Source organism: Aestuariivirga sp., assembly GCF_020252405.1.
GTDB lineage: Bacteria > Pseudomonadota > Alphaproteobacteria > Rhizobiales > Aestuariivirgaceae > Aestuariivirga.
This window is the reverse complement of record NZ_JADCDA010000103.1, coordinates 1-12,980: the sequence shown is the minus strand read 5'-3', so window position 1 is coordinate 12,980 and position 12,980 is coordinate 1. Positions and strand designations below refer to the sequence as shown.

General features: G+C 64.9%; 11 protein-coding genes. 2 read left to right on the top strand and 9 right to left on the bottom strand.

The genetic code is table 11. The features are described 5' to 3' along the window. On the bottom strand, positions 1-759 hold a 759-nt coding region (locus tag IOC69_RS13405; protein ID WP_290544062.1), incomplete at its 3' end, for an amidase. A gap of 107 nt (positions 760-866) precedes the next feature. Here IOC69_RS13405 and gabT point away from each other — a divergent pair. Both gabT and IOC69_RS13395 read left to right on the top strand, forming a co-directional pair. Further along, the gene (gene gabT / locus IOC69_RS13400) at positions 867-2,168 is read left to right on the top strand and encodes a 4-aminobutyrate--2-oxoglutarate transaminase (protein ID WP_290544061.1); all 1,302 of its coding nucleotides are present in this window, start codon (positions 867-869) and stop codon (positions 2,166-2,168) included. Positions 2,169-2,391: 223 nt separating this feature from the next. Next, the gene (locus IOC69_RS13395; RefSeq protein ID WP_290544060.1) at positions 2,392-2,877 is read left to right on the top strand and encodes a fasciclin domain-containing protein; all 486 of its coding nucleotides are present in this window, start codon (positions 2,392-2,394) and stop codon (positions 2,875-2,877) included. Positions 2,878-3,039: 162 nt separating this feature from the next. Here the strand turns inward: IOC69_RS13395 and pnp are convergent, their stop codons facing one another. The 8 genes from pnp to trpB all read right to left on the bottom strand — a co-directional run bounded on the left by pnp (position 3,040) and on the right by trpB (position 12,733). Continuing rightward, positions 3,040-5,193, bottom strand: coding sequence for a polyribonucleotide nucleotidyltransferase (pnp, locus tag IOC69_RS13390; protein ID WP_290544059.1), 2,154 nt, complete (start codon positions 5,191-5,193; stop codon positions 3,040-3,042). A 279-nt stretch (positions 5,194-5,472) separates the two neighbouring features. Continuing rightward, positions 5,473-5,742 carry a 30S ribosomal protein S15 gene (gene rpsO, locus IOC69_RS13385; RefSeq protein WP_290544058.1) on the bottom strand — a complete coding sequence of 90 codons (270 nt, stop codon included), beginning with the start codon at positions 5,740-5,742 and terminating at the stop codon, positions 5,473-5,475. 25 nt (positions 5,743-5,767) lie between these two features. Beyond that, the gene (gene truB, locus IOC69_RS13380) at positions 5,768-6,682 is read right to left on the bottom strand and encodes a tRNA pseudouridine(55) synthase TruB (RefSeq protein WP_290544057.1); all 915 of its coding nucleotides are present in this window, start codon (positions 6,680-6,682) and stop codon (positions 5,768-5,770) included. Positions 6,683-7,060: 378 nt separating this feature from the next. After that, positions 7,061-8,284 (bottom strand): CaiB/BaiF CoA-transferase family protein, encoded by a 1,224-nt coding sequence (locus tag IOC69_RS13375; protein WP_290544056.1) that lies wholly within the window; start codon positions 8,282-8,284, stop codon positions 7,061-7,063. Between the two features lie 177 nt (positions 8,285-8,461). After that, positions 8,462-9,787: a folylpolyglutamate synthase/dihydrofolate synthase family protein gene (locus IOC69_RS13370; protein WP_290544055.1), complete on the bottom strand. Its 1,326-nt coding sequence runs from the start codon at positions 9,785-9,787 to the stop codon at positions 8,462-8,464. 4 nt (positions 9,788-9,791) lie between these two features. Then, complete coding sequence (gene accD, locus IOC69_RS13365) at positions 9,792-10,691, bottom strand: acetyl-CoA carboxylase, carboxyltransferase subunit beta (protein WP_290544054.1); 900 nt, start codon at positions 10,689-10,691, stop codon at positions 9,792-9,794. A gap of 6 nt (positions 10,692-10,697) precedes the next feature. Continuing rightward, entirely contained in the window at positions 10,698-11,516 is an 819-nt protein-coding gene (gene trpA, locus IOC69_RS13360) for a tryptophan synthase subunit alpha (protein WP_290544053.1), read from the bottom strand. Next, positions 11,513-12,733, bottom strand: a complete 1,221-nt coding sequence (trpB, locus tag IOC69_RS13355; protein WP_290544052.1) for a tryptophan synthase subunit beta — start codon at positions 12,731-12,733, stop codon at positions 11,513-11,515. Before trpB ends, trpA begins: the two co-directional genes overlap by 4 nt. Between the last annotated feature and the right edge of the window lie 247 nt (positions 12,734-12,980).

The window sequence follows — 12,980 nt, the reverse complement described above, 5'->3', positions numbered from 1 at the left end:
GGAGCGGGCAGCCTTCAAGAAGGAAGTGCCGTCGGAGGGAAGCGACAATGGGTCGGCCGCTTCTTCGCCCACCATGGCATCGAAGAGAAGAGCGAGGTCCTCCACATTGCGGGCCATGGGGCCTTCGACACCGAGCGTCGAGTCGATCTTGGAAAAGACGGTGGCTGCGACCCGGCCGGGCGAGGGCCGCATGCCGACGACGCCGCAGAAGCTCGCCGGGTTGCGCAGCGAGCCGCCGAGGTCGGAGCCATGCGCCACCCAGGCCATGCCGGTGGCCAGCGCCACGGCGGCGCCGCCTGAGGAACCCGAGGCCGAAAGCGCGGTGTTCCATGGGTTGCGGGTGACACCGAATATCTCGTTGAAGGTGTGGGCGCCGGCCCCGAATTCCGGGGTGTTGGACATGGCGTAAATGACCCCGCCCCTGCCCTCAAGGTGGGTGACCAGGAGATCGGAAGTTTCCGCGACCCGGTCCTTGAAGATGGGCGAGCCCTGGGTGCAGCGCACGCCGGCCACGTCGGTCAGATCCTTGATGGGCACCGGCAAGCCGGCGAGTGGTCCACGTTCGGAGAGCGGCCGCTCCATCAGCGCACGGGCGTGCGCCCTGGCCCGGTCAAAGCACAGGGTGGGCAGGGCATTGACAGGCCCGTTGGCCTCCGCCACCCGGCGTTCCAGTGCATCGAGGCAGTCAAGCGGGGAGATGCTCCCCTGCTGCAAACCATCGACGATTTGGGTGGCGGTCATCCGGATCAGGTCAGCCATGAGAATTCCCCTCTGTCGGGGCGGATGAAATCCGTTTGCCGCCACCCCGTCAACGGGCGTAAAAGCTGCCCAGCCACTCAAACAGAAGCATCCCCCAGGAGAGCATCATGAACGCACCGGTCGCAGCCCCAGGCATGAACAGGCAGTGGGTGGAGCGCCGCGCCAGGGCCGTGTCCCGCGGCATCAGCGCTGGCGCCCCGGTCATCGCGGCAAAAGCCGAGAACGCCGAGATCTGGGACGTCGAAGGCAACCGCTACATTGACTTCGGCGGCGGCATCGCGGTGGTCAACACCGGCCACCGCCACCCGCTGGTGATGAAGCGCGTCTATGAGCAGCTTGAGGCCTTCACCCACACCTGCGCCATGGTGATGCCCTATGCCCCCTTCATCGAGGTGTGCGAGAAGCTGAACGCGGTGGCGCCCATCACCGGCGAGAAAAAGGCGGCCCTTGTGACGACGGGCGCCGAGGCCGTCGAAAACGCGGTGAAATTCGCCCGCGCCTATACCGGCCGCTCCGACATCATCGCCTTCAATGGCGGCTTCCATGGCCGCACGCTGCTGGGCATGTCGCTCACCGGCAAGGTTGTTCCCTACAAGGCAAAGTTCGGCCCCATGGCGCCGGGCGTGTGGCACGTGCCCTTCCCCGTGGCGCACAAAGGCATCACCATCGATGACACGATGCATTCCATCGAATGGCTGTTCAAGGCGGACGTGGAGCCGCAGCGCGTCGCCGCCATCATCATCGAACCCGTGCAGGGCGAAGGCGGCTTCTACATCGCGCCGAAAGAACTGATGGTGAGGCTGCGCCAGCTGTGCGACCAGCACGGCATCCTTCTCATCGCCGACGAAATCCAGTCGGGCTTCGGCCGCACCGGCAAGTTCTTCGCCATGGAGCATTATGGCGTGGAGCCGGACCTGATGACGGCAGCGAAGTCACTGGCCGGCGGCTTCCCGCTCGCCGCCGTGGTCGGCCGCGCCAGGATCATGGACGCGCCGGAGCCGGGCGGCATCGGCGGCACCTATGCCGGCAACCCGGTGGCCTGTGCCGCGGCGCTTGGCGTGTTCGACGCCTTCGAGCAGGAAGGCCTGCTCGAGAAGGCCGAGAAGCAGGGCCGGATCATCATGGAGCGCATGATTTCCATCAAGTCCAGGGGCAAGGGCATGCCGATCGGCGACGTGCGCGGGCTGGGCGCCATGTGCGCCTTCGAACTCGTGACCCAGCACGGCGGCAATGACCCGGATGCGGGCGCGGCCAAGGCGCTGGCGGCCAAGTGCCTGGAGCGCGGCCTGCTGATCCTCACCTGCGGCGTCTACGCCGACACGGTGCGCATGCTGACCCCGCTGACGGCATCGGAAATGGTGCTGAAGGAAGGCCTCGACATTCTCGAGAGCGCCATCCTCGGCAACTGACCCGCCATTCGCCCGATTGGAAAACGCCGGAGCCCTGCGCCCGGCGTTTTGCTTTTCGGCACAGCGGTAACTTACATCTCACGAACATGTGAGGAGAGGCGCGGGCCAAAGGCAATCCGTTTCGCGCGTGACTTCGTTTCGATTAGCAGTGCAGGCAACACCGCCAGATCAGCGCCGAAAGCCGCGCACGTTCCTAATAATTGACCGTTTCCTGGAGTTACTCATGCACAAGATCGTTCTTGCGGCCACGGCCGCACTTTTCCTCGGCACCGCCTCCGCATCCGCCGCGAATGTTGTCGAAACCGCCCAGCAGGTCGGCAGCTTCAAAACACTGATTGCCGCCGCGCAGGCCGCGGGCCTGGCCGATGCGCTGGCCACCACCAAGAATATCACTGTTTTCGCGCCGACTGACGAAGCTTTCGCCAAGCTGCCGGCCGGCACCGTCGAATCGCTGCTGAAGCCTGAGAACAAGGATCAGCTCATCGCCATTCTCACCTATCATGTTCTGCCGCGCGAACTCAAATCCAACCAGATGCTCGCGGGCCCCTTCCATGTCCGCACGCTGAAGGCCAAGCCGGACCGAACGCTTGCCATCACCAAGAACGCTGATGGCGTGACCGTCGACAATGCCAAGGTCATCAAGGCTGACATCATGACGGACAATGGCGTCATCCACGTCATCGACACCGTTCTCATTCCGAGCAAATAACCGCGCTTTGGAGTTTTTTCCTCTCCGCCAAGTGGAGGTGAAACCGCCGCCATGGCCCAGTGGACCGGGCAGGCGAAACAGGCGCATAGCGTCGATGAAACATGAGAAAGGGCGCTGGCCTTGCAGTCGGCGCCCTTTGCATTTTCACGCCGTCGGGGAGGATTACTCGCCCTGCGGCACCTCTTCGCCGCCTTCGGCGGCCTGCTTCTTCGATATGTCCTCGCCGGTGACCTGATCGACCTGCTTCATCGACAGGCGCACCTTGCCGCGGTTGTCGAAGCCGAGGAGCTTCACCTTCACCGTGTCACCCTCGTTGACGACATCCGAGACCTTGTTGACGCGCCTGGGCGCGAGTTCGGACACGTGCACCAGGCCGTCGCGCGAACCGAAGAAGTTCACGAAGGCGCCGAAGTCGACGATCTTGACGACCTTGCCGTCATAGATTTCGCCCAATTCCGGCTCCATGACGATGCCCTTGATCCACTTGACCGCGGCGTCGATCGCCGGGCCGGAGGAGGAGGCGACCTTGACGGTGCCGTCGTCCTGGATGTCGATCTTGGCGCCGGTCTTCTCCACGATCTCGCGGATGACCTTGCCGCCGGTGCCGATCACCTCACGGATCTTGTCGGTGGGGATCTTCAGCGTCTCGATGCGCGGGGCATGCTCGCCGAGAGAGGCGCGCGCGCCCGTCAGGGCTTCCGCCATCCTGGCCAGAATGTGCAGGCGGCCGTCCTTGGCCTGCCACAGCGCAACCTTCATGATCTCCTCGGTGATGCCGGTGATCTTGATGTCCATCTGCAGCGAGGTGATGCCTTCAGCGGTGCCCGCGACCTTGAAGTCCATGTCACCCAAATGGTCCTCGTCGCCCAGGATATCGGAGAGCACCGCGAAGCGCCCGCCTTCCTTGATGAGGCCCATGGCGATGCCGGCGCAGGGCGCCTTGAGCGGCACGCCGGCGTCCATCAGCGACAGCGACGCGCCGCAGACCGAGGCCATGGAGGAGGAACCGTTCGACTCGGTGATCTCCGAGACGACGCGGATGGTGTAGGGAAACTCGTCCTGGGCGGGGAGAAGCGGGTGGATGGCGCGCCAGGCGAGCTTGCCGTGGCCGATTTCGCGGCGGCCCGTGGCGCCCATGCGGCCCGTTTCACCGACCGAGAAGGGCGGGAAATTATAGTGCAGCATGAAGGTGCCCTTGGTCGTGCCGTCGAGCGAGTCGATGTACTGCTCGTCCTCGCCGGTGCCCAGCGTCGTGACGACGAGGGCCTGCGTCTCGCCGCGGGTGAACAGGGCCGAACCGTGGGTCCGGGGCAGCACGCCCGCTTCCGCGACGATCTGGCGGACCGTCCTGGTGTCGCGGCCGTCGATGCGGTGGCCGGTGTCGAGAATGCTGTTGCGCACAACGTCCTTCTCGAGGTGCTTGAAGGCCTCGCCGATCTTGTTGGCGGGCGGCGCGTCGGGCTTGTCATCGCCGGTGAGCGTGGCCATGACCTTGTCCTTGGCCTTGGCGACCGCCTCGTGGCGGGCCTCCTTGGCGGGGATCGCGTAAGCGGCGCGCACGTCGGCCTCGGCGATTGCCTTCACGCGGTTGTGGAGCGCCTCTTCGTCCGGCGGCGCGAAGTCGCGCGGGCTGCGGGCCGAGCGCTCGGCCAGACGGATGATCGCCGCGATCACCGGCTGGAAGCCGCGGTGACCGAACATGACGGCGCCCAGCATGATCTCTTCCGAGAGTTCCCTGGCTTCCGACTCGACCATCAGCACAGCGTCCTGCGTGCCGGCAACAACGAGGTCGAGCGAGGAGAGCTTCTGCTGTTCGATCGTCGGGTTCAGAACATATTCGCCATCGATGTAGCCGACGCGCGCCGCACCGACCGGTCCCATGAAAGGGATGCCGGAGAGCGTGAGGGCGGCCGAGGAGGCAACCATGGCGAGAATGTCCGTGTCGTTCTCGAGGTCATAGGAGAGAACGGTGGCGATGACCTGAGTCTCGTTGCGGAAACCCTCGACGAAGAGCGGGCGGATCGGCCGGTCGATCAGGCGCGAGATCAGCGTTTCGCGCTCGGTGGGCCTGCCTTCGCGCTTGAAATAGCCGCCCGGGATCTTGCCGGCGGCATAGGTCTTTTCCTGGTAGTTGACGGTCAGCGGGAAGAAGTCGATCCCCGGCTTTGCCGAACGTTCGGCAACGGCGGTGGCGAGAACCGTGGTCTCACCGAGGGAGGCGACAACGGCGCCATCGGCCTGACGGGCCACACGGCCGGTTTCGAGGCGCAGCGTCTGCCCGCCCCACTGGATTTCTTCGACGTCGATATTGAACATGTGGTCTTTCCTTTGTGCCCTTCGCCGCCGCTTGAAAGACGTGCACCACCACTGTGGACGGCATCCCCTTTGGGCCTCGGAAGTCCGGCCCCATTGCCGGACTCGTCGTGTTGGGGACGCGGGCGGCTGCTCGGTGATCCGCCCGCTCGTATTTTCCGGCTCTCTGACCGCTCAGCGTGTGTTCCGTTCATGCGGAATCGCCTGGGCGGAACATGCTCCAGATCAAAAGCCTGAGCATGATCCTGTCGCAAAAGCGGTTCCACTTTTGCGGATCATGTTCTAGCGGCGGATCTCGAGGCGCTTGATGAGCGTCTGGTAACGCTGATCGTCGACGCGCTTCAGATAGTCGAGAAGCGACCGGCGCTTGCTCACCATCGTCAGCAGCCCGCGACGGGAATGATTGTCCTTCTTGTGGGTCTTGAAGTGGCCGGTCAGGTAGTTGATACGCTCCGTGAGGATCGCAACCTGGACCTCGGGCGAGCCGGTGTCACCCGGCTTCGTGGCGAATTCCTTCACGAGCGCGACCTTGCGCTCAGCAGTCATGGTCATTCGGTCATCTCCAATAAATGGAAGGTTACAGGTTGAACAAACGCTTCGGCTTGAGTGACCCCTGGCTGACCGTGCCGATGCCGAGCGGCTTTCCGCCACTCATCACCAGAACCGCATCACCTGCGATGGGAGCATTCGCGCCTCTGAGCAGGACGGACTGTCCGAGCTTCAGGCGTCGGGCCTGCTCTTCACCGATGGCCAGTGCCGGGATGCCGTCCAGCACGGTCTCGATGGGGAGCAGAACCCCTTTGATGGCGTCTCCGCCGCGCGCCTTATGGCTGAGTTCCTCAAGGTTTTCCAGCGAAATCATGTGGTCTTCGGTGAACGGCCCCACCGCCACACGGCGCAGGCTGGAGACATGGGCGGCCGTGCCCAGCGCCCGGCCCATGTCCCGGGCCAGCGAGCGGATATAGGTGCCCTTGCCGCAGGTCACCTCGAAAGTGGCGTGATCGGGGCCAGGAACCTCCACCAGCCGCAGGGCCTCAATCAGGACGGGGCGTTCGGCCAGTTCCACCGCCTCCCCGGCCCGCGCCAGGTCATAGGCGCGCTCGCCAGCAACCCTGATGGCCGAAAAGGTGGGGGGTGCTTGCATGATCCGGCCGGTGAAGCGGGGCAGAACGGCCTCGATCTCCGATTGCGTGGGGTGCCGGTCGGAGCGGATGGTGACTTCGCCCTCGAGGTCGTCCGTCGTCCGCTCCTCGCCCCAGTGGGCGGTGAAGCGGTAGACCTTGCGACCGTCCATGGCGTGGGACACGGTCTTGGTCGCCTCCCCAAGCGCGACAGGGAGGAGGCCCGAGGCCAGCGGATCCAACGTGCCGCCATGGCCCGCCTTCCCTGCATTGAAGAGGAAGCGCAACTTGCCCACCGCCTGGGTGGAACTCATGCCATAGGGCTTGTCGAGGATGACCCAGCCGTGGACGGGGGTGCGCTGCTTGTTCATGATCTTCCCGTCCCCCTGGAACCGTCACCCTGGCTTGGCCCTCCGAGATTCACACATGAGAGATGAGTTTCCAAGCGCGGAGCATTGCGGTGAGCTCTTGCAGGCCTCTGAAGATGACGACGGGGGCCGGTTTGCCGCATAGCCGGTCCATCCGCCGGCCCGGCGCGGATCAGCGGTTGCGTATTGGCCGAACGGCAGGCGAAGACACCATGGACGCCGCCCTCCTGGCCGCCAGTCAACGCCATCCTCAAGAGACCGGTTGAGCGAGACAACCAGCCGGTCCGCCAAACCAAATTCGAGATCTGTGAATATCGGAGGGCGAAAGCCGGGCTGACGGCAAACGGGGAGTGCCGCGGCGCGCGCGGGACGCCACGGCCTCTACCCGATCACGCCGTTCTTGCGGAGCCGCGCGATGTCCTCCGCGCTCAATCCCAGTTCCTCCGACAGGACTTTCTCCGTGCCGTCGCCCAGGCGCGGCGGGGCCTTGTCGTAGTGTATCGGTGTTTCGGAGAAGACGATGGGGTTGGCCACACCCGGCACCTGCACGCCGTCGTCACGCGTCAGCCCGATCCGCAGCCCGCGGGCCAGCACCTGCCCGTTGGCGAAGACCTGGTCGATCGTGTTGATGGGGCCGCAGGGGATGGCGGCACTCTCGAAGGCCTGGACCCACTCAGCCGTCGTGCGGGTCATCATCGGCTCCACCAGAAGCGGGATCAGCGCGGCGCGGTTCTCCACGCGGCCGCGGTTGAGCCTGAAGCGTTCATCTTCGGCAAGGCGGGGAAGGCCCAGGATCGCGCAATATTCCTTGAACTGACGATCATTGGCCACCGCCATGATGATGTGACCGTCCCTGGTGGCGAAGGTCTGATAGGGCACGATGTTGGGGTGTGCATTGCCGAGCCTGGTGGGCGCCTTGCCGCCGACGAGGTAGTTCAGCGCCTGGTTCGCCAGCACGCCGACCTGCGTGTCGAGCAGCGCCACGTCGAGGTGCTGGCCCTCTCCCGTGCGCTCGCGGTGGAAGAGCGCCGCCTGGATGCCGATGGCGCAGTAGAGACCGGCGAAGATATCGGCGAAGGCCACGCCGGTCTTCATCGGCTCCGCACCCGGCGTTCCATCCGGCTGTCCGGTGACCGACATGATGCCGCCCATGCCCTGGATCATGAAGTCATAGCCCGCCCGCCGCGCGTAAGGGCCGGTCTGGCCGAAGCCGGTGAGCGAGCAGTAGATCAGGCCCGGGTTGACGGCTTTCAGGCTCCCGTAGTCGAGCCCGTATTTCTTGAGGCCGCCGACCTTGAAGTTCTCCATCACCACATCGGCCCTGGCTGCGAGCTGGCGGATGAGCTGCTGTCCCTCTGCCCGCGCCATGTCGATCTCGACCGACCACTTGCCGCGGTTGGCGGAGAGGAAATAGGCCGCGTCACCCCTGGAGCCATCAGGGTTGGCGATGAAGGGCGGACCCCAGCCGCGCGTGTCGTCGCCCTCGCCAGGCTTCTCGACCTTGATGACCTCGGCGCCGAAATCGGCGAGAATCTGCGTGCACCACGGCCCGGCGAGCACGCGGCTCAAATCGAGGACGCGAAGACCGGCGAGTGGACCTGGCATGAAACTACCCCTGATCGAAACGAGGGCTTTCTAGCGCATGATCCGTTCAGGCGGAACCGCCTGGACGGATCATGCGCCAGATCACAAGCTTGAGCATGATCTTGTCGCAAAACCGGTTCCACTTTTGCGGATCATGCTCCAGAACAGGTTTCGATCCAATGGAATCGAAACGCTGGTTTAACGCCTTCCCGCCCCGCTCACCTTCGTCATCTCCTCATTGCCATGCGCGGCAAGCACGTGGCCGGCGAGGTAAAGCGAGCCGCAGATGAGGATGCGCGGGGCGGGCACGGTGGATGAGGCCTGACCCAGGGCGGCTTCGAGGCCGGGCGCCGTTTCGGCCTGAAGGCCCTGGGCGCGCGCGGCTTCCGCCAGCTTCTCCGCCGGCACGGCGTTTTCCTCGCCGGGAATGGCAATGGCGATGACGCGGCTGGCGATGCCGGCGAAACAGCCGATGAAGCTGCCCGCATCCTTGGTGTTGAGCATGCCCCAGATCATCACCAGCGGGCGCGAGTGACGCTCGTTCAGCTCCGAGAAGGCCTGGGCCAGCACGCGGCCCGCTGACGGGTTGTGGCCGCCGTCAAGCCACAGCTCGGACACGGCCGGCGCCTGCCCGGAAAGCGCCCCCTGCCCCAGCCGCTGCATGCGGGCGGGCCAGGTGGTGGACTTGAGGCCCTCGGCAATATGCGCGTCCGAGATGCGCGGATCGTCCAGCACGCGGATGGCGGCGATGGCGTTGCCGGCATTGTCGATCTGGTGACGGCCCCTGAGCTGCGGCAGCGGCAGGTCGAGCAGGCCCCTCCCGTCCTGGAAGACGAGGCGGCCGTGCTGCTCATAGGCCTGCCAGTCCTGGCCTGCGATGTGAAGCTCGGCGCGCACGCGCTCGCCCACCCGTTCGATCTCGGCGCGCGCCTCGTCCGGCTGGACGCCGATGACGGCGGGAACGCCCCGCTTGAGGATGCCCGCCTTCTCATGCGCGATGAGGCTCAGCGTATCGCCCAGATATTGCTGGTGGTCATAGTCGATGGCGGTGATGACGGAGACGGCGGGATCGACGACATTGGTGGCATCGAGCCTGCCGCCGAGGCCCACTTCGAGAACGAGGTAGTCCGCCGGCGTGCGGCTGTAGGCAAGAAATGCCGCGGCCGTGGTGATCTCGAAGAAGGTGATGGGTTCTCCGCCATTGGCCTCCTCGCATTCCGCCAGCAGCGCGGCGAGGCCTGCTTCCGAGATCAGCTCGCCCGCCACGCGGATGCGCTCGTGGAACTTGACAAGATGGGGCGAGGTATAGGCATGCGCCCTGAGGCCCGCGGCCTGCATGATGTGGCGCAGATAGGCGACGGTGGACCCCTTGCCGTTGGTGCCCGCCACATGGATGACGGGAGGCAGTTTCGTCTCGGGCCGGCCGAGCCTGGCGAGCAGCGCCTGCATGCGGTCGAGACCGAGGTCGATGATCTTCGGGTGCAGCGACAGGAGCCGCGTCAGGATGGCGTCGCTGAGGGCCAAGGTCTCAGCCTTCGACGGGAACGAGCGCGGTGGACGGAACCTCGCGCGAGGGCGATTTCATCAGCATACGGACCATGCGCGACAGGGTCCCGCGCATCACGTGGCGGTGGACGACCATGTCCACCATGCCGTGCTCCTCGAGATATTCGGCGCGCTGGAAGCCATCGGGCAGTTTCTCGCGGATGGTCTGCTCGATGACGCGCTGGCCGGCAAAGCCGATGAGCGCGCCCGGCTCCGCGATGTGCACGTCACCCAGCATGGCATAGGAGGCGGTGACGCCACCCGTGGTCGGGTGCGTGAGCACCACGATGTAGGGGAGGTTCGCGGCGCGCAACTCCCGCACCGCGACCGTGGTGCGCGGCATCTGCATCAGCGAGAGAACGCCCTCCTGCATGCGGGCCCCGCCGGACGAGACGAAGAAGATGAAGGGCGTCTTCTTCTCCGCCGCCTTCATCATGGCGGTGATGATCGCCTCGCCGGCGGCCATGCCCAGCGAGCCGCCCATGAAGGCGAAGTCCTGCACGGCGATGGTCACGGGGAAGCCGTCAAGCTCGCCCGTGGCGGCCTGGATACAGTCATCCACGCCATTCTTGGCGCGGGCTTCCTTGATGCGGTCGGCGTATCTGCGCTCGTCGCGGAACTTGAGAGGGTCCGCCGGCGCCTGCGGCATGGCGATCTTCTCATAGGCGGCGTCGTCGAACATCGTCTTGAGCCGCGCCTCGGGCGGCATGCGCATGTGATAGCCGGACTGCGGCATGACATGCTGGTTTGCCTCAAGGTCCTTGTAGAAGACCATCTGGCCGGAGTCGGGGTCCTTCACCCACATGTTCTCCGGCACCTCGCGCTTGCCCGCGCCGAGGATCGACCGGATTTTCGGGCGGACGAAGTTCTTGATCCAGTTCAAGCGACTCTAGCTCCTCACGCCTTCAGCGATTTCCGAGACCAGCGCATGCACGGCCCTCGCCGTCTTTGACGTCGGTTTTCCAGCTTTTGTGAGGCTTTTCTCCACCGCGCTCACCAGCGCGGAGCCGACGACAACGCCATCGGCATCCCTCGCAATCGCACGCGCTTGCGCGGCCGACTTGACGCCGAAGCCGACGCAGATGGGAAGCGGCGTGTGTTTCCTCAGGCGGTTCACATTGGCCTTCACGCTCTTCAGGTCAGGCGCCTTGGTGCCGGTGATTCCGAGCACCGAGACGTAGTAGACGAATCCGCTCGTGTTGTGGAACACGGTGGGCGCGCGGCGGTCGTCCGTCGTCGGCGTGGCGAGGCGGATGAAGTTGAGACCCGCCTTGAGCGCCGGAATGCAGAACTCGCCATCCTCCTCCGGCGGCAGGTCGACGATGATGAAGCCGTCGACGCCCGCGGCCCTGGCGTCCTTCAGGAACTTCTCCACGCCATAAACATAGACCGGATTGTAGTAACCCATCAGCACGACGGGCGTGTCCTGATCGGTCTTGCGGAAGTCCTTCACCAGCTTCAGCGTCTTCCTGGTGTTCTGGCCATTGGCCAGCGCGCGCAGCCCCGCGGCCTGGATCGCCGGGCCATCGGCCATCGGGTCGGTGAAGGGCATGCCGATCTCGATCACGTCGGCGCCGGCCTTGGGCAGGCCTGCGATGATCTTGAGCGAGGTGTCATAGTCCGGGTCGCCCGCCGTCACGAAGGTGACGAGGGCGGCGCGGCCTTCCTTCTTCAGGGCCTCGAAGCGGCGGTCGATGCGCGTCGTCACAGCTTTGCTCCCAGAATATCGGCCACCGTGAAGATGTCCTTGTCGCCGCGGCCGCAGAGATTCATCACCATCAAATGGTCCTTCGGCTTCCCGGGCGCGATCTTCATCACATGCGCCAGGGCATGCGAGGGTTCGAGCGCGGGGATGATGCCCTCGAGCGTGCAGCAGAGCTGGAACGCCTCGAGCGCCTCCTTGTCGGTGGCGGAGACATATTCGACACGCTTCATGTCATGGAGCCAGGCGTGCTCCGGACCGATGCCCGGATAATCGAGGCCCGCCGAGATCGAATGGCCCTCGATGATCTGGCCGTCGTCATCCATCAGCAAATAGGTGCGGTTGCCGTGCAGAACGCCAGGGCGTCCGCCGGCGATCGAGGCCGCATGCTTTGTCTTGGTCCTGAGGCCAAGGCCCGCCGCCTCCACACCGATGATCTCGACCTCCTTGTCATCGAGGAAGGGGTGGAACAGGCCCATGGCATTGGAGCCGCCGCCGATGGCCGCAACGAGGGAGTCCGGCAGGCGGCCCTCGCGCTTCAGCATCTGTTCCTTCGTCTCCCTGCCGATGACCGACTGGAAGTCGCGCACCATTTCGGGATAGGGATGCGGGCCCGCGACAGTGCCGATGCAGTAGAATGTGTCCCCGACATTGGCCACCCAGTCGCGCAGCGCCTCGTTCAGGGCGTCCTTCAGGGTGCGCGAGCCGGATTTGGCGGGAACGACTTCAGCACCCAGGAGCTTCATGCGGAACACGTTGGGCTTCTGCCGCTCCATGTCCACTTCGCCCATGTAGACGATGCACTTGAGGCCGAAGCGGGCGCAGGCGGTGGCGGTGGCAACGCCATGCTGGCCCGCGCCGGTCTCGGCGATGATGCGCTTCTTGCCCATGCGCCGGGCGAGCAGGATCTGGCCCATCACGTTATTGATCTTGTGGGCGCCGGTGTGATTGAGCTCGTCGCGCTTGAAATAGATCCTTGCGCCGCCCAGGTGCTCCGTCATGCGCTCGGCGAAATAGAGGGGGCTGGGGCGGCCGACGTAATGCTCGAGGAAGGAGTCGAGCTCCGCCTGGAAGGAGGGGTCGGCCTTCGCCGCCTTGTAGGCCTGCTCGAGTTCCAGGATCAGCGGCATCAGCGTCTCGGCGACGAAGCGACCGCCATAGATGCCGAACAGGCCGTTCTCGTCAGGACCCGTGCGGAAGGAATTGGGGGTGTTCACGTTCATGGGGCTTTGCCGCCTTTTCTCGAATGATAGCTGGTTCTAGCGCATGTTCCAATCAGTTGGAATCACCCGATCGGCAAGACCCTGCGCCAGATCAGTCGCTGGAGCATGATGTTATCGCAAAAGCGGGTTTCACGATTGCGGGATCATGGTCTAGTACTACAGTTGCGTCTGCGATAGATTTGTGATTCCTGCCGCTTTTGGCGGGAGGACGACAATGGTCGCGGAGTGGTCGGGCGCGTTGCTGGAG